Origin of the sequence: Zobellia laminariae (assembly GCF_030553095.1) — a bacterium.
Taxonomy (GTDB): Bacteria; Bacteroidota; Bacteroidia; order Flavobacteriales; family Flavobacteriaceae; genus Zobellia; species Zobellia laminariae.
Genome location: NZ_CP130738.1, coordinates 3,115,436 through 3,130,749, shown reverse-complemented (window position 1 = coordinate 3,130,749; position 15,314 = coordinate 3,115,436). Strand labels below are relative to the sequence as shown.

The following is a 15,314-nucleotide window of genomic DNA, read 5'->3' as shown; positions in this document are numbered from 1 at the left end:
AAATGCACATACTACATATCTGCATTATGCTATCCTTGCTTTTCTCTGGCTGTTCTAAGAAAACCGAAGTCAAGAAAGCATCTAACGTCAATTTTGAATTGCTCACATCAGAAGAAAATTTTACCGCCGGAGAACCTTTCTCTCTAAAATTTAGCGCTTCAGAGAAATCTAGTCCTGTCTTAGTATTTAGAAATGCGGTAGGTACAACAATACTTGAAACTTCTTATAGCGATGGAGCTGTACAATTTAATGTACCTAAGAATTTTTATGAAAAATCTGGTATTTGTTATTGGTCTTTAGTTTCGGATGCTAAAGAGAAAATGAAGGGCACACTAAACATCCATGTAAATAACAAAAATGGCACTTTTTTAGAATCTTATTTAGGTCCTAGAAGTCTTACCGCCGGCCCTGAAGATTATGCCATGTTCGTAATGTTAGCAACCGATTTTTATGATAATCCATTAAACGATAGCACTTCTATAACAAGTAAAGTTCAGTTTCAAAAAAGTCAATCAGAAGAAATACTACGTTCTAAAAACCTAATTGCCTTATGGACGCGGGTAAGAGCACCAGAAAAATCTGGCCGCATGCTAATTTCTGCGGCATGTAATGAAACGGACTCCAAAGAATTTACAACGATCATATATCCTGCTAATCCAATAGACTTTACTATTTCGTATGAGCGAAATCATGAATATGCAGATGGTAACCAAGTTATAAAGTTCAAAACAGATATTATCAGAGACACCTATGGTAACATAGCAAGTGAAGGTACTTTAGTATATTTTATAATAACAGATGACCAAGGCGCAAGACTTAAAGCACAGGGCACTACGTTAAACGGTAAGGCAGAAGCCCGCCTTTTACATCCTGAATACCAAGCCTCGTGGTCTGTTGAAGCTTTTGTTACGGGTGCAGCAAGAAGTAAGCCTATTAAAGTTGCTTTTATAGCTTCCGTAACCGATTATGAGGTAACTTTCCTAGACGATAATAGAACTGTTTCTGTAGGCCCTTTAAAAAGTTTTATGAACCAATTAGTTCCTGACGGCATGCCTATTTCATTATCGGTAAAAGATGTAAATGGAGACGTGTTAGATGTACTAAGAACTTCATCTATGCAGGGTGAAGGTAAATTTGAATTATCTCCGGATTTCTTTCCGACCGGTAGTTACGAGTTAAAGATTAAGACCGCAGGGATAACGAAAACAAAATCAGTAGAACTAAAATGAAAATAAACAGAACCTTATATCGTATTTTTCTACTGGCGTCATTTTTAGCCCTGAACGGCCTAATCCTATTTGGCATTAGTAGTGCTTGGACGTACTTGAATACTGGTGCGGACCGGACATCTATGCTTCACTTACATGAAGACATTTCGGCCACCTACCTTCCCAAGGTACAATGGGAAATTGCCATGAACGAAGGCAGGCCTATGGAAGAACAGACTTTGGGAGAAATTGAAAGAGATTATCTTAGTGCATGGCAAGTGCGTAATGCCGCTTACGCCAATAATGTTCCCTATGGCATAGCTGACTATTATACAGATAGTATGCGTACTGAACTTTTTAAAATAACTGACCTCAACCTAAAAAATAAAATTACATTACAGACCACTACAATAGAACACCATCCTAAATTGGAATTCTATAGTACGGATGGCAAACTTGTTATTCTAACAGATAAAAATGTTTTGGCCTATGAGGAGGTTTACCAAAACGAAAACTTAATTACCAAACGGAAACTATTATCGGATTATAAGGTAATGTTGCTTTTGGAGGATGGTTTTTGGAGGGTTAGGCAACTGGTAGAAACGGCCTTGCCTGAAGAAACTTTAGAAGTAGCATCACAAGTCAAAAATCTTGACGACTATCATTTTAAGGGTATAAATTACTATCCACAGGATACCCCGTGGGATATGTTCGGTAGTCAATTTAATGATTCCATAATTGAACATGATTTTAAACTCATGGCAAAAATGGGCGTAAATAGTCTGCGTATATTTATTCCTTACGAGTCTTTTGGTAAGGAATATGTTGACCAAAAAAAAATAGAAAAGGTAAAACGAACGCTTGATATAGCCGAGAAAACAGGACTGGATATCATGCCAACCTTGTTCGATTTTTATGGCAATTACAGCATTCATGATTGGACAATGACCAACCGTCATGTAGAACAAGTAGTTGAAGCCTTAAAAGACCACAATGCTATTATTGCTTGGGATGTTAAAAATGAGCCAGACCTAGATTTTGAATCTCGGGGTAAAGAACGAGTATTAGCTTGGCTAGAACAGACCGTAGACCGTATACGTAAAATAGACACCAAACATGCTATAACTATTGGGTGGTCTAGCCCTGAAGCTGCTGTTAATCTTACTGATAAATTAGACTTGGTCTCTTTCCATTATTACCGTGGAGCTCCAGAGTTTGAAAGTGCTTTCAATATTCTAAAAAGTAAGGTGACCGATAAACCATTGCTGCTTCAAGAATATGGCTATTCTTCATACGACGGAATCTGGAACGGATTTTCAGGTTCTGATGAAAAAGAAAAGGATTATATGGGAACGATTCAAAAGGTGGTAGAAAAGGAGAATCTGTCTCATATGATATGGACACTCTATGACTTCAGGAACATTCCAACTTCCGTAGTTGGGCGCTTACCATGGCGAAAGGTACGGCAGCGTCATTTTGGTTTATTAGATGATAAAGGTGAGAAAAAACCGGTCTACGATATCTTCTTCAATGAGAATCCATAATAACCTATTGTCTTTACAAACAGCTTATCCACTCCCCTTCTACTAAAATGATATAAGAAAATTAAGCTTGGTTAGCACCCAATATGTAAGTTGAATTTATTTTCTGCAATGAAGAAAACACGCTCTCGTTTGTCTTTCCTAGAATAGTTAGTTGGCGATTGCGTTTTGCTGCATTGTCATACAATTCTTGAAGCGCACTTGCCCCATTAACATCAATACTTGTAATTCGGTCTAAATTTATAACTATACGTCTATCAGAGCCAAGGTATCTACCTATATGGCGGCTAAGAATTGTTGCACTACTGCTGTTCAAAGTTCCATGAACACAAAATATTCCACGTGCTTCTGTAATTTGCAAAGGCATAATATAAATTTTTGTAGGTTTATTTTTCACTTTTCTACAACACAAAATGACGTATAGAACGCATGAATAGAAATGTACCGTAGATGGACAGTAATTAACTGTAGATGAGTAGTTTTTATTGTTTTACAGTAATAAAAATAACACCCAAAGTTTTTACCCCACAGTACCAATAAATCCATTTTATGGGCGTTATACTCTTGTGGTAAAAAACCTACTTTAATGTTAAAACTAAATACACTCTGTTTATTCCTGCTTCTTTCTTTCTACGGAATGGCACAAAGTCCGCTTCAACCCGGTTTTACCTTGTTAGAAAAAGGTGATTTTGAACAAGCAGAGACTTTTTTTGAAGGTTATCTTACTGATAACCCCAAGAATAAAACAGCCTTAATCTGCTACGGGCGTGCCGTAGGATTAAGTGGAGAACCTGAAAAAGCTACAGGAATGTTCTCTTCCCTTTTAGAAGAATATCCTGGTGATTTTGAAATACAGATAAATTACAATGAATCCTTTCTTTGGGATAAGAAATTTAAAGAAGCAGAACCTTTATACGCTCAACTTGTAAAAGAGTATCCAGAAAATTTTGGTGCAGTTTTAGGTTATGCAAATACCCTTAGTAATCTAAAGAAATATGAAAAGGCTTTAGAATGGGTAGAAAGAGCTTTGATCATACAGCCTTAAATCTTAGTGCAAAAACTTCAAGAAAATATATGCGTTTAGGTTATGCAAATGCCTATGTAAACGCACAGAATTATAAAAAAGGAGAAACTTTATTAAAAGAGATATTTATAGATTTTCCTGAAGATAGAGATGCTTTATTAAATCTTGCTAATCTCTATTTGATTACAAAAGAAGTAGATGATGCTAAAGCAATCTACAAGAGACTGGCTACTTCTGAAAAAGATTCCATAACCTCACTTAATGGTATTGCCCTTGCCGAACATATTGCAGAGAACGATAAACAAGCTCTAGTAGTTGCTACTACCGCTAAAGAAAAAGCAGATGCATTTGATGACGCAACAATAAAAGAACAGACGTACGATCGTTATGTCCAAGCCTTAATATGGAACCGAAAGTACATTAAAGCTAAAACTGAAATTGCGGAATTAGATACTAAATACACCAACAGAAATTGGCTGTATGCACTAAAAGCTATGCTTGGTCTTTATACTGGTTCGCCTAAAAAGAGTGTCGCTAATTATGATGCTATTCTTAAAAATGACAGCGCTTCTTTTGATGGAAATTTAGGGAAAGCCAACGCACTTTTTGCCGCTGACCGCATCGTTCCTGCTTACAATGCCGCCTTTGGAACCCTTAAAGTCTTTAAAGACCAGAAAGATGCCATTGGTTTTATCGATAAGTTGAACATATCCTTTACGCCAACCATAGACGAACACCTTGCCTACACTTTTGATAATGGTAATAATGTTGCTTTTTCTACCAATACAACGGCAACTGTACCTTTATCTACAAAGTTTAGCACTAACCTAGCCTACTACTATAGAACTACCGAAAATACCGTTACAGATAATAAAGCGAGTTCTCATGTGCTTTCTGCCGGATTTGATTACAAATTCTTTCCTAAGACCACATTTAAAGCCGTTGTAGGCTTAAACAAATCTAGTTTTGGTACAGAGTCCTACACTCAGCCGGTAATAGACACAAAGCTATTACTACAGCCGTTTAAACTGCAAAACCTTGAACTTGGTTACAAACGTGAAATTCAAAGTTTTAATGCCGATTTGATTGAGCGGGAGATTATCATGAACCATTTTGGTTTTAACTATAACTTAGGGACCAATTTTAATTTAGGATGGTATACGCAAGCTATACATACCACTCAGAGCGATAATAACACCCGTAACCTCTTGTTTACCTCATTATACTACAACTTAATGCGCAAACCCGCTTTAAAAGTAGGTCTTAACTACCAGTACCTTTCTTTTGCCGAACAGGTACCTACTATTTATTTTAGTCCAGAGAAATACCATAAGGCAGTTGAAATATTTGCAGACCTAAGAGGTGATATTTCTAAAAACACTCAGTATATGATGAGTGCTGCAACAGGTTTACAACAGGTAGAAGACGACCCAAATACAGTTATCTTTAGAGCAGAGACCGGCATAACCCATAAATTCTCCAAAAGGTTTAGCGGTAATTTATATGGAAAGTATAGTAATATTGCCTCTGCAACTGCTGCTGGTTTTGAGTATACGGAAATTGGTTTGAAGTTAAAATGGCTGATAACCAAGAAACCATTGTTCTACAATAAGATTGCTAAATAATTCTTCCTGAAGAAAGTTAACTAAAGCGCATAAAAAAAGACAACCTTACAATGAAGTAAGATTATCTTGAGACAAATTGTATTTTCACAAACCCATTAAAGTGAAAATATTTTCTAGAAGCTCATGCTCCTACTATGAATATATATCTTACAAATTATGTAGAGATGTATGGTTTGTAAAGTGTTGTGATTAGAATAAAATAGCACTAAGTATTCTAATAGTTCCAGATACTCATTACGGCCAAAACGATGCCAATAATTACTGAAATAAGTATACCTATCAAACGTATAGCGGCACCTTTGGAGTTTAAAATGTATAAAAGATTTGCTTTCATGAGTAGATGGCTTTAATATTCTCTACAAATTTACATCTCATATTCAATAATAGGAAAGCACTTACGATGAATTACCTTAACCTATAGATGAATGGTATAAAATTGTAGAAGAGATTTAAACCAAGTTTAATCGTCTCATGAGCTCTGGTCGATTTGATCGACTAATGGGAATAACCATCTTCTTGATAAGAACACTATTATCTTCAATATCAATGATCTTAGAGAAGTTAATAATGTACGACCTGTGTATTTGAAGAAATATTTTTTCAGGTAATTTATCCTTTACTTTTTTAAGCGTTGTATGTACGCGATACTCTTTATTTTCTGTTGTAATATCAATATAATCTCCTTGCGCTTTCACTACTAGTATTTCGTTAAAGTGAAGCTTTATTAATCTCTTATCAATATTGATATAAAGGTCTTGTTCAGCTTGTGCACCAGTCCCAACATTAGTATTTAAACCTGGAACAAAGTCAGGCTGTTTTTTAAGTGCACTTTTTACTTTTTGTATGGATTTCTGAAAACGATCAGCAGTTAAGGGTTTCACCATATAATCTACAATAGCCTCATACTCATATGCTGCAATGGCAAACTCTGTATCTGAAGTGGTCAAAACAACTTTAGGACAATTCTTTAAAGTTTGGACAAAATCTACTCCACTAAAACCTTAAGATGTGAATGTCCAAAAACACAACATCCACATCTTGTTGGTTTAAAAATTTAATAGCGTCTATGGCATTATCAAACTCTCCAACAACATCTAAATCTGCCACCCCAGAGCAATGTTTTCCTACTATGGCACGTGCTGTTGCTTCGTCATCTACGATAATACAGGTCATACTATTAAATGGTTTTAAGAAAATTATCTATTTGCGTTAAGGTAACTCTAAAATCTGAATCCATATCTGTTTTTCCAGCTCTTAACTGCTCTTCAAATTGAACAGCAAAGCGATAAGCTTCTTCCATGCTTAAGATGTTGAATTTATGTTTTAATTTATGTACAACATCTGCGGCTTCATTCATGTTTTTGCTATCTATATGTTCTTTATAAGTAGCTCTTTCCATTGGGAATTCGTCCTTCAATATAGAAATAAATTTTTGTTCAAACTCAATGTCATCACCAGATAATTCTTTAATGTATTTAAGGTTTGGTTCTTCCATAGCACTATTTTTTTAACGTAAACGTGAAATTTGCACCCATATTTTCTTCTGACACCAATTCTATAGAACCATCATATAATTTGACGATTTTTTTAGCCAATGCCAAACCTACTCCAGCAGCACTATCATTATTCTCTAGTTTTCTAAACATTTCAAATATGGAAGATTGATGATTAACCGGAATTCCTTTTCCATTGTCAATTACAGTAAACTTCCAAAATTTATCATTTTTTTCATACTTTATTTCAACTTTGCCTTTAACCTTATCCTTTGTAGCAGTAATAGCGTTTGTAATTAGGTATGTAAAAATCTGCTCAATTAGGTGCTTTTCAATATGTATTACTGGAAAATTAGAACCGTAACTCAAACTAACATTATCCGGTAATGGCACATAACTTTCTATTTCCTTTAAAAGAATATTGACATCAACATTCATTTTAGATTCCATACTGGTACCAATTGTGGCATGCTCCAGTATTCCATTAATTAAATTGTCCATTTTAGCCAGATTGCTAGAGGCCAGAGCTAAATTTTCTTTATTTTCTTCCGTTAAGCAATTTTTGTTGTCTTCAAGAACCCAGCTTAGTAAGGCATTTACATTACGAATGGGGGATTTTAAATCATGTGACACCATCTGCACATAATTATTAAGAGATTCATTTTGTGCTTCTAAATCCTCTAAAAGAAGGTTTTTTTCTTCTGTAATTTCTTTTACTTCTGCTGCTAAGTAGCTAATATGCATTGCCAATTTTTCTACGTCAAATACTTTTGAAGCATCTCCTTCAAATTGTTTATCCGTGCCTAAGTTTGAACTTAAGCTATCCATTGCCAATTCCAAGGACACCAAAATTTTCTTCTGCCTTTCTGCCTCTTTGGTCAACTCTTTATTTGCTACAAATAACTCTTCTGAGCTAATGGCAGTAGCCCTTTGTAACATATTAAGCTTCTCATCGTGATTCTGATAAGACATTTCTACGGCAGCCAAAAACTTCTGCATCTCAGGGTCTTCGCTAAGATGAGCGGGTAAGTTTTTTTTAAGTTGTCGTTTTAATAGAGAATGCATTATTCGCTGAATAGAGTTAAGGTCATTGTTTGGTTGTGTAATCTACAGGCATCTTTACCGGCAAACGGAGCCATTTCTCCATAAGAATAAAATCCAGTAACCGCTGTATCTGTTCCTATTACAGATATCACCTCTTCAACTTCCTCTTCCGTTCGCTGATCCATGACCAATTTTCTCCCCACACAACTGACTAAAATAGCCAGCTCGGGCTTGTTTTCTCTACCGTTCATAGCGTACTGTGCAGCTGTACTGGCACCATCAACTATATCATCTACCGTAGACATCATTAACTGTACACTTGCTCCTTCTGGAACATCTCCGGCCAAAGTCATGGTATTAGAAGTATCATCAATAGTAAGTATTGTACGTACTAAAGGTTCATCATTTTCATTAACCCGTACGCTTAATGGATACAGTAAGGCAGACGTTGGCAACTCCTTTGCTTTTTCTCCCAAATATTTTTTATAGAGATCCAAAGCGGGTTGTCCGTCTAGTTCATACAGTATATTATTTTTAGATTTTGTAATGATTCGTTCAGGGCCAAAAGGCGTCCAACCACCATAATTGGCGCTTGTTATTTCTAGAGATTCTCCATAAAACCCGATAGCTATTACCTCTCCTTCTTTGGCATTCTCGTTGTATGCAAGTGTTTTTTCAAAACGGTCATCATCTCCACACAAACCACCTGAAAGTCCAATATTATTTATCCTGACACCTTCAAAACCTTCGATTAATGCGCTACCGTTTATGGAACTACCTTCTGATACTAGAAAAATATGCTTTAGATTTTCTTTAGAAAACTCGTTAAAAAGCGTTTGTCCCAATAAAAGTTCATTATCTATTTCTGAGACATTCTTTCTCTTTACCGAGAAGTGACATTTCTCAAATTCTATAGCCGTCAATGACACGCCACCTTCCAGTACGGTATCATCTATAATTTCGCCTGCTGTGCTGCCCAAAACAATATGTCCGTTTGGAAAAAGTTTCTTTACTTCATTAAAAAGGTTATCATCTTCAAGAAGATACCTATTTCCAAAAACCAAAACCAGCGGTTCCTTTAAGTCATGGTTTTCACCAGAGATTATTTTAAATGGTTGCTTTCCTTCTTTTATGGCCTGCGTTATTTTCATCTTTAGCTATTAAGGTTGGTTGGTTCTTTTTTGATAGTAAAGTGAAATTCAGTACCCATGTCTTTTTCACTCTCTACCCATACTTCGCCTTCATAGCGGTCAATAATCTTTTTAACAATGGATAGGCCAATACCGGTGGACCTTTCATTAGCTCCAATGGATTGAAAAATTTCGAATATTTTCTTATGATACTCCTTAGGTATACCTACTCCGTTATCTTTTATTGAAAACTGCCAATGTGTTTTATTTTCTACAAATAGTACTTCTACAAGGCCTTTTACCTTTTCAATATGAACTACTGCATTAGAGAGGATATTCTGAAACAATTGATGCATTTTGGTACTATCTGCAATAATCGTGGGCAAAGGTTTAGGTACAACCAATGCCACGTGTTCAGGTATAAATATGCTTTCTTTGATTTTTTCTACAACTTTGTTTAAATCAACACTAGAATTATCTAGCGCAGAATCGTTAGCTGTTGAATATTCTAAAATACCTTGTATCAATTTATCCATTGAGGCAACCTTATCCTGCATTAAAGTTAGGTTCTCCTGCCCTGCTTCATCAAGCACATCTTTATAATCATCTTGAATCCATGTAGCCAATGCACTTATACTCCGTAAAGGCGACTTTAAATCGTGTGAAACAATATGTGCATATTCCTGAAGTCCTTTATTGCTTTGTTCTAATTCCTTAACTAATAATTCCTTTTGTAATTCAAGAAGTTTTTGGGTGGTAATATCTAAGTGAATTCCAACGGAACCTATTAACTTTTTATCGCCATCGTAACGTGGTGCCCCACTAACCAACCAGTGCTTTATTTTTCCACTTTTGTCCAAGACTTCAAGCTCGTAAGAATCTGACTCTCCCTCTGCTCGCTTTTCATTTTCCTTATCTAGAACATTCTTATTTTGTACCCTAAGAACATCGCTCCCCTTTTTGCCTAATAATTCATCTTCCTGAAAACCGCTCATTGAGCAAAAGCTCTGGTTAACAAATTGTATAACGTCTTCTGTATCTACTTCTACCAGACCCAGGTTCATATTTGCAATGATACTTGCATATTTTTCGCGCTCGTAAATTAACCGCTCTTCTGCTTCGCGTTCTCTAGTAATGTCTTCAACCATTGCTAAGACATATTTTAAATTGCCCTTATAGTCTCTTACTGCACTAATAGAGGTCTTACCTATTAAACAACCGCCCTGTTTCTTATAATACCTTTTGATTACAACATCCTTGTCTATTTTACCTTCGGACATTTGCATTACAATTTCATTGGCCGATGGTCCTTCTATAACTTTAGAAAACTCCTCAAACTTCATTTTTTTAAACTCCGCTTCAGTATAACCAAGAAGTTCTGTAAAAGTCCTGTTTGATTTTATAATCTGACTTTCAACACTTAATATAACACCCAATGGAGAACTTTCTACTATGATATCTAGCTGCTTTCTTTGTTGCTCTAGCAGCTCTTTAATTTCCATTTCTTGGGTAATATCCCTAATAATACCCTGGCACCAATAGGTTCCCTTTTTGTATTAAAGATTAAACTAGCGTTGATTTCTATCCATTTTTCATCGCCATTCTTTACCGAAATTTTAGCACGGTAATTTTTGAGAGTACCAACTTCCAAAAGGTATTTAAAGGATTCAGCAGTATACTTAAGGTAGTCTTGGTGTACAAGACTAGTAAGATTGACTTTTTCTTTGGTGTTATCATAACCTAAGAATTCTTTGGCCGAAGTGTTCATATTAATCACATTGGCATACATATCCATTACAACATAAGGGTCTATAATGTTTACAAAAACATTATCCAGTTCGGAAACCTTTTCGCTCAATAGATTTTCAAGAGTGCCATTGGCCTCTTTTAACTGTTGCGTAGTTTCGTAGAGTTCCGTAGATTTTTGTTCTAGAATTCTTTCAGCTTGTTGTCTGGCTTTCTTTTGTCTTTCTAGTGCTCTTTTGAGAAGCTGTACTTCTTTATTATCCATTTTGAACAATGTCAAATTTAACCTCAGTGCCGTCTTCTTTTAATAAGTCGTAGGTAATTGTAGCGGAACCGCCAAAGTGTTCAAAAGCCTTTTCTATAAGACCATGCGCCAAGCGGTATAAACCTCTAGATGAAGAGTATACCATGACAATTTTTGTATCCGTTTTTTCCAGAATTTTAAAAGTAGGTAGTTCTGCATCTGGGTACAGCTTTTTTACATGTACATGTATATGGTCTTCTATACAATATAAAAGACCCAATGGGGAATTGTAGTTCTTAATAACTTCGGGGTGAGAGTTGGCCAAACCTGCAAATAGGTATAGACCAAAAGCATAAATGAGATCTCCTGCCGGAATTTTGGTTTCCTCGCTAAGGTTGGTTATTAGCGTTACCATCTCGTTAAACTCATATGTACCCACAGAAGTATAAATACCTTCTGAAGGCAAATGACCATTTTCAATAATATTATCAACAGTCTCAAGACCAAACTTGATCTCTACCATTTCTAAAAACTCTGTAAAACAATACCCTTCATATACCATAATTTATCTACTAAAAGTAGGAAAAGTAGTATAGTTTAAAGAATTTTTGTTGTGAAACGCACTATTTTGTTAGCCTTTCACCAATTGGTTGATGTCCCAGTACTCAAGAACCTTATGAAGTTTAGATTGATAATCTTCATATTTCAATGGTTTAATCACGTAACCGGCTACTCCAATTTTATAACATTCCAATAAATCTGCTCTGTTTTCTGATGTTGTAAGAATAACTGTAGGAAGATATTTTAGTACATCATCTGCCTTTAAAATGCTTAAAAATTCTATGCCGTTCATTCTTGGCATGTTAAGATCTAGCAAAATAATATCTGGTAATCTATTACCCGATTTTAAGATTTCTAACGCATCTTCGCCATTCTTGGTTTCTATTATATTATGCTTAAGTTCTAACTTTTTTACCGTTCGCTGTAACTTCATTACTTCAATAGCATCATCTTCAATCAATAAAATATCCATAACATGTAATTTTTAGTGAAATACAAATTTTAGAATTAAATAATAGAATTTTGACCAGCTATAGACGAGTGACTTTTAACTGTAGACGAATGGTACCGTAGATTAGTTGAGAGTTTTTAGAAAAGTTCAGTTTTGAACAAAATAATCATCTAAAAAATTAACTTTTTGCTTTCTTATTTAAAATAATCCTATTTTTAACAAATTGCTCCCCCTAATTTTTACGTATCATTTGAGTTAACTTTTTATAGTTGACACCAAACCTAACACCCGTATAAAACCTTTTTAAAAATTATGGCTAAAGCAATAACAATCTGTTTTAAAAATCCTATCAAGCAAAGTATTTCCTCTCTGGCAATGAAAGTCGCTAAGCGTATAGAACCAAATAATGTTCACGCACAACAACCGTATATTTTCGAAAATGAAAATACAATTACACTTATTTACAACCCCACATCAACAATTATAAGAAAAGATGCAAATGTGTTCTTGGGTACTTGTAAATCTACAAATGATCTTTTTGAACAGAATGCACCTTTACCTAATGGAAGTTATGTCTTATTTAGGGTAGGAAACAAAACAGTGGAGATTGCTTCGGATTATGCTGCCTCCAGAACTTTATGGTATTATAATGATAGTAAGTTATTTATGGCATCTACCTCGCAAAGAATGATTGTATCTTTTCTGGGAGATTTTCAATTAAATAAAAAAGCATGTAGTTGGTTTTTATGCACGGGAACCCTAGGACCAAGGTTTATCTTGGGATGAAAGAATAAAAATTGTACCACCTAGGACTCGTCTAATTTTAAACCGAAGCAACTGGCAAGTGAGTATAGACCATAATCCTAATTTTAATTTCGCCAAAATACAGAGTGAACAGAACAATGATTTGTCTTATAAGATTCAATTAAAGAACGCAGTAGAAAAAACAATTAAAGGTCTTAAAATAGATACATCAAAATGGACTTTAGCACTTTCTGGGGGTATGGATAGTAGAAGTCTTCTTTTTCACTTACAAAATGAAAACCTCAATTCTGTTACCTGTGGACTGTCCGAAGCTTTAGAATTACCGACTAGTGATGCATCCATAGCCAAAAATCTTGCACAGATTTGTAAAATGAAACATTCATATGCAAAAATGGATTTCAAGCAAAATAGTTTTCCTATTCTACTTGAAAGGTTTTAACTGCTGGAGAGTGCCGTCTAGACCATTTAGCAGCATATTTAGACGGTTTAGAACTTTGGGGAGAATTATCTGCTTCTGGAAGGGGCGTGATAAGGGGTTATGATGCTTTTGGAAGAAAACCACCAGTAACCAACTCATACCAAGTTAGACGTACTTGTAATCTAATGACAAGTTTTGATTACACCTCTTCCGATATACCTGAAGATTTCATTGTGAGTTATGATGATATACCTAAACATTTACATCAGAAAACCGATGAATCATTAGGTGATTGGAGAGATCGATTGTGGTTGCAACATAGAACACCAATTACAACAGCAGCACTAGAAGATATAAAATTGGCTTATGTAGAAGTTATCAACCCTTTACTTAGCCAGTAAATTATTACCTCAATTCAAGAAATACCAATAGATTTAAGAACAAATAAAAAAATATGGAGATCTATCGTTTCAGAAATGTTTCCACAAATTCCTTTTGCAAAAAGAGAAGCTGTCCAAGAGGTAGGTCAAATTCTTAATTTACCAGAAGTACGAGATTATATCTGTAGTAGTTTGAATGACAAAAAAAAGTTAGGAATTTTCCCTTAATCGTTTATTGAAAAGATAGTTGCAAATTATAACAAAGATCAAAAAACACAATCTGCCAGACGACAAATAAGACGTTTAATCATTGCTTACTTACCAAAAAGCATAGAGAATAAAATACGTTCAAAATTAAAGGCAGGCCCCTTAAGTAATCAATGGCTAGCCCTACGAACACTAATGATACTCAAAACTTTTGAAATGCTTACTACTGATGCTCAAATTAGGTAAAAACGGCTAATTCACTATCTCCGCGTTTAATGAAGTGTAATCAGAAACTTATACTATCTTTGCAAAGATTTTTAATAAATCTCTCATGCGCACGTGGCGGAATTGGTAGACGCGCCAGCTTGAGGGGCTGGTGGCCACTAGGCCGTGGAAGTTCGAGTCTTCTCGTGCGCACATTAAACCATCAACATCTGTGTTGATGGTTTTTTTTATATACGTATCTTGTCTCTTATTCTTTATAATATTACTTTTTTTACCAAAAGAGCACATTTCACCCCCCCAACTAAGAATAAAATTATTAGATTTGTTTAATGTTTACGCCAAAAAGATGAACACAACAAAGAAGACGTTCAGTATACGTGATTTAGAAAACCTATCGGGCATCAAAGCCCATACCATACGTATATGGGAAAAGCGATACAACCTGCTTTCTCCCGAACGAACCGATACTAATATTAGAAGATATAGTTTAGAAAGCCTTCAGAAGCTCTTAAATATTACACTTTTATATAGTAATGGCCATAAAATATCTAAAATAGCGAATCTTAAAGAGGGAAAAATCCCTGAGATTGTAAACGAGCTAATCTCAAAAAATAACAATAGCCAAGTTATAAATACTTTTAAGCTGGCGATGATTAATTTTGACGAACAGCTTTTTACTCGCACTTTCAAGACCTTACTTCTTGATAAATCATTCTCAGAAGTTTTCAAAGAGTTTTTCATTCCTCTGTTAAACGAACTGGGTTTACTATGGCAAACAGATACCATCTGTCCTGCGCACGAGCATTTTATTTCAAACCTTGTAAAACAAAAAATCCTGATTAGCACTCAAGACTTATCTGTTGAGGAAGCTTCTAATGAAAAGGCCACATTTATTGCCTATTTACCAGAAAACGAAATTCATGAAATTGGTCTTCTTTATTTGAATTATGAGATTGTTTCTAGAGGATATAAGTCCGTGTATTTAGGGCAAACCGTTCCCTTAGAAAGTCTAGAAGAAGTAATGAAGACTTTTGAAAACGCAACATTTTTATCCTATTTCACAGTATCTCCCTCAAAGGATAAGGTTGACGATTATATAACCAAATTTAGGTCGTTATCGGCAAATTTCCCAAACACTAAACTTTGGTTACTAGGTCATCAGACCCAACATATAGACCAAGAGAAATTACCTCAGGCAATTGAAATTTTCTCTTCAATAGATAAAATTGTGGAGCGACTTTAAAACATTACA

16 protein-coding genes, 1 tRNA gene and 1 pseudogene are annotated in these 15,314 nt (G+C 35.1%); 9 read left to right on the top strand and 9 right to left on the bottom strand.

Annotation, left to right across the window (positions count from 1 at the left end):
* Nucleotides 1-2: 2 nt before the first annotated feature.
* Both Q5W13_RS14985 and Q5W13_RS14980 read left to right on the top strand, forming a co-directional pair.
* Nucleotides 3-1,229 (top strand): hypothetical protein, encoded by a 1,227-nt coding sequence (locus Q5W13_RS14985; protein WP_304443545.1) that lies wholly within the window; start codon nt 3-5, stop codon nt 1,227-1,229.
* Complete coding sequence (locus tag Q5W13_RS14980; RefSeq protein ID WP_304443544.1) at nt 1,226-2,752, top strand: cellulase family glycosylhydrolase; 1,527 nt, start codon at nt 1,226-1,228, stop codon at nt 2,750-2,752. Before Q5W13_RS14985 ends, Q5W13_RS14980 begins: the two co-directional genes overlap by 4 nt.
* Nucleotides 2,753-2,813: 61 nt before the next feature.
* Here the strand turns inward: Q5W13_RS14980 and Q5W13_RS14975 are convergent, their stop codons facing one another.
* A complete protein-coding gene (locus Q5W13_RS14975; protein ID WP_155594298.1) occupies nt 2,814-3,116 on the bottom strand; it encodes an STAS domain-containing protein in 303 nt (100 codons plus the stop codon).
* Between the two features lie 219 nt (nt 3,117-3,335).
* On the opposite strand from Q5W13_RS14975, the gene Q5W13_RS25155 reads away from it, so the two are divergent.
* Together Q5W13_RS25155 and Q5W13_RS14970 are read left to right on the top strand one after the other, a co-directional pair.
* Nucleotides 3,336-3,794 (top strand): tetratricopeptide repeat protein, encoded by a 459-nt coding sequence (locus tag Q5W13_RS25155; RefSeq protein WP_368662267.1) that lies wholly within the window; start codon nt 3,336-3,338, stop codon nt 3,792-3,794.
* On the top strand, nt 3,761-5,398 hold the full coding sequence (locus Q5W13_RS14970; RefSeq protein WP_368662266.1) for a tetratricopeptide repeat protein: 1,638 nt from the start codon (nt 3,761-3,763) through the stop codon (nt 5,396-5,398). Before Q5W13_RS25155 ends, Q5W13_RS14970 begins: the two co-directional genes overlap by 34 nt.
* A 449-nt stretch (nt 5,399-5,847) precedes the next feature.
* Here Q5W13_RS14970 and Q5W13_RS14965 read toward each other — a convergent pair.
* The 8 genes and pseudogenes from Q5W13_RS14965 to Q5W13_RS14930 form a co-directional block, all read right to left on the bottom strand.
* Nucleotides 5,848-6,571 (bottom strand): annotated as a pseudogene (locus Q5W13_RS14965) (LytR/AlgR family response regulator transcription factor).
* 4 nt (nt 6,572-6,575) lie between these two features.
* Complete coding sequence (locus Q5W13_RS14960; RefSeq protein ID WP_304443543.1) at nt 6,576-6,893, bottom strand: Hpt domain-containing protein; 318 nt, start codon at nt 6,891-6,893, stop codon at nt 6,576-6,578.
* Between the two features lie 4 nt (nt 6,894-6,897).
* Nucleotides 6,898-7,956, bottom strand: a complete 1,059-nt coding sequence (locus Q5W13_RS14955) for a sensor histidine kinase (protein ID WP_304443542.1) — start codon at nt 7,954-7,956, stop codon at nt 6,898-6,900.
* Nucleotides 7,956-9,086: an FIST signal transduction protein gene (locus Q5W13_RS14950; RefSeq protein ID WP_304443541.1), complete on the bottom strand. Its 1,131-nt coding sequence runs from the start codon at nt 9,084-9,086 to the stop codon at nt 7,956-7,958. The genes Q5W13_RS14955 and Q5W13_RS14950 overlap by 1 nt, the downstream gene beginning before the upstream one ends.
* Nucleotides 9,087-9,088: 2 nt before the next feature.
* Entirely contained in the window at nt 9,089-10,567 is a 1,479-nt protein-coding gene (locus tag Q5W13_RS14945) for a PAS domain-containing sensor histidine kinase (protein WP_304443540.1), read from the bottom strand.
* Complete coding sequence (locus tag Q5W13_RS14940; RefSeq protein WP_304443539.1) at nt 10,546-11,076, bottom strand: PAS domain S-box protein; 531 nt, start codon at nt 11,074-11,076, stop codon at nt 10,546-10,548. The genes Q5W13_RS14945 and Q5W13_RS14940 overlap by 22 nt, the downstream gene beginning before the upstream one ends.
* On the bottom strand, nt 11,069-11,578 hold the full coding sequence (locus Q5W13_RS14935; protein ID WP_304443538.1) for a heme NO-binding domain-containing protein: 510 nt from the start codon (nt 11,576-11,578) through the stop codon (nt 11,069-11,071). The genes Q5W13_RS14940 and Q5W13_RS14935 overlap by 8 nt, the downstream gene beginning before the upstream one ends.
* A gap of 108 nt (nt 11,579-11,686) precedes the next feature.
* Nucleotides 11,687-12,088 (bottom strand): response regulator, encoded by a 402-nt coding sequence (locus tag Q5W13_RS14930; RefSeq protein ID WP_155594306.1) that lies wholly within the window; start codon nt 12,086-12,088, stop codon nt 11,687-11,689.
* Between the two features lie 291 nt (nt 12,089-12,379).
* Here Q5W13_RS14930 and Q5W13_RS14925 point away from each other — a divergent pair, with 291 nt between their 5' ends.
* The 5 genes from Q5W13_RS14925 to Q5W13_RS14905 all read left to right on the top strand — a co-directional run bounded on the left by Q5W13_RS14925 (nt 12,380) and on the right by Q5W13_RS14905 (nt 15,305).
* Complete coding sequence (locus tag Q5W13_RS14925; RefSeq protein ID WP_304443537.1) at nt 12,380-12,853, top strand: hypothetical protein; 474 nt, start codon at nt 12,380-12,382, stop codon at nt 12,851-12,853.
* A 58-nt stretch (nt 12,854-12,911) separates the two neighbouring features.
* The gene (locus Q5W13_RS14920) at nt 12,912-13,271 is read left to right on the top strand and encodes an asparagine synthase-related protein (RefSeq protein WP_304443536.1); all 360 of its coding nucleotides are present in this window, start codon (nt 12,912-12,914) and stop codon (nt 13,269-13,271) included.
* A gap of 86 nt (nt 13,272-13,357) precedes the next feature.
* Nucleotides 13,358-13,651: a hypothetical protein gene (locus Q5W13_RS14915; RefSeq protein ID WP_304443535.1), complete on the top strand. Its 294-nt coding sequence runs from the start codon at nt 13,358-13,360 to the stop codon at nt 13,649-13,651.
* A 519-nt stretch (nt 13,652-14,170) separates the two neighbouring features.
* Nucleotides 14,171-14,254 (top strand) — tRNA-Leu (locus Q5W13_RS14910).
* Nucleotides 14,255-14,408: 154 nt separating this feature from the next.
* A complete protein-coding gene (locus tag Q5W13_RS14905; RefSeq protein ID WP_304443534.1) occupies nt 14,409-15,305 on the top strand; it encodes a MerR family transcriptional regulator in 897 nt (298 codons plus the stop codon).
* The last annotated feature ends 9 nt before the right edge of the window (nt 15,306-15,314 follow it).

Excerpts from the sequence above, each read along its gene's own strand:
- Q5W13_RS14985 (WP_304443545.1), top strand. The coding sequence starts at position 3 with ATGCACATACTACATATCTGCATTATGCTATCCTTGCTTTTCTCTGGC.
- Q5W13_RS14980 (WP_304443544.1), top strand. The coding sequence starts at position 1,226 with ATGAAAATAAACAGAACCTTATATCGTATTTTTCTACTGGCGTCATTT.
- Q5W13_RS14975 (WP_155594298.1), bottom strand. The coding sequence starts at position 3,116 with ATGCCTTTGCAAATTACAGAAGCACGTGGAATATTTTGTGTTCATGGA.
- Q5W13_RS25155 (WP_368662267.1), top strand. The coding sequence starts at position 3,336 with ATGTTAAAACTAAATACACTCTGTTTATTCCTGCTTCTTTCTTTCTAC.
- Q5W13_RS14970 (WP_368662266.1), top strand. The coding sequence starts at position 3,761 with ATGGGTAGAAAGAGCTTTGATCATACAGCCTTAAATCTTAGTGCAAAA.
- Q5W13_RS14960 (WP_304443543.1), bottom strand. The coding sequence starts at position 6,893 with ATGGAAGAACCAAACCTTAAATACATTAAAGAATTATCTGGTGATGAC.
- Q5W13_RS14955 (WP_304443542.1), bottom strand. The coding sequence starts at position 7,956 with ATGCATTCTCTATTAAAACGACAACTTAAAAAAAACTTACCCGCTCAT.
- Q5W13_RS14950 (WP_304443541.1), bottom strand. The coding sequence starts at position 9,086 with ATGAAAATAACGCAGGCCATAAAAGAAGGAAAGCAACCATTTAAAATA.
- Q5W13_RS14945 (WP_304443540.1), bottom strand. The coding sequence starts at position 10,567 with ATGGAAATTAAAGAGCTGCTAGAGCAACAAAGAAAGCAGCTAGATATC.
- Q5W13_RS14940 (WP_304443539.1), bottom strand. The coding sequence starts at position 11,076 with ATGGATAATAAAGAAGTACAGCTTCTCAAAAGAGCACTAGAAAGACAA.
- Q5W13_RS14935 (WP_304443538.1), bottom strand. The coding sequence starts at position 11,578 with ATGGTAGAGATCAAGTTTGGTCTTGAGACTGTTGATAATATTATTGAA.
- Q5W13_RS14930 (WP_155594306.1), bottom strand. The coding sequence starts at position 12,088 with ATGGATATTTTATTGATTGAAGATGATGCTATTGAAGTAATGAAGTTA.
- Q5W13_RS14925 (WP_304443537.1), top strand. The coding sequence starts at position 12,380 with ATGGCTAAAGCAATAACAATCTGTTTTAAAAATCCTATCAAGCAAAGT.
- Q5W13_RS14905 (WP_304443534.1), top strand. The coding sequence starts at position 14,409 with ATGAACACAACAAAGAAGACGTTCAGTATACGTGATTTAGAAAACCTA.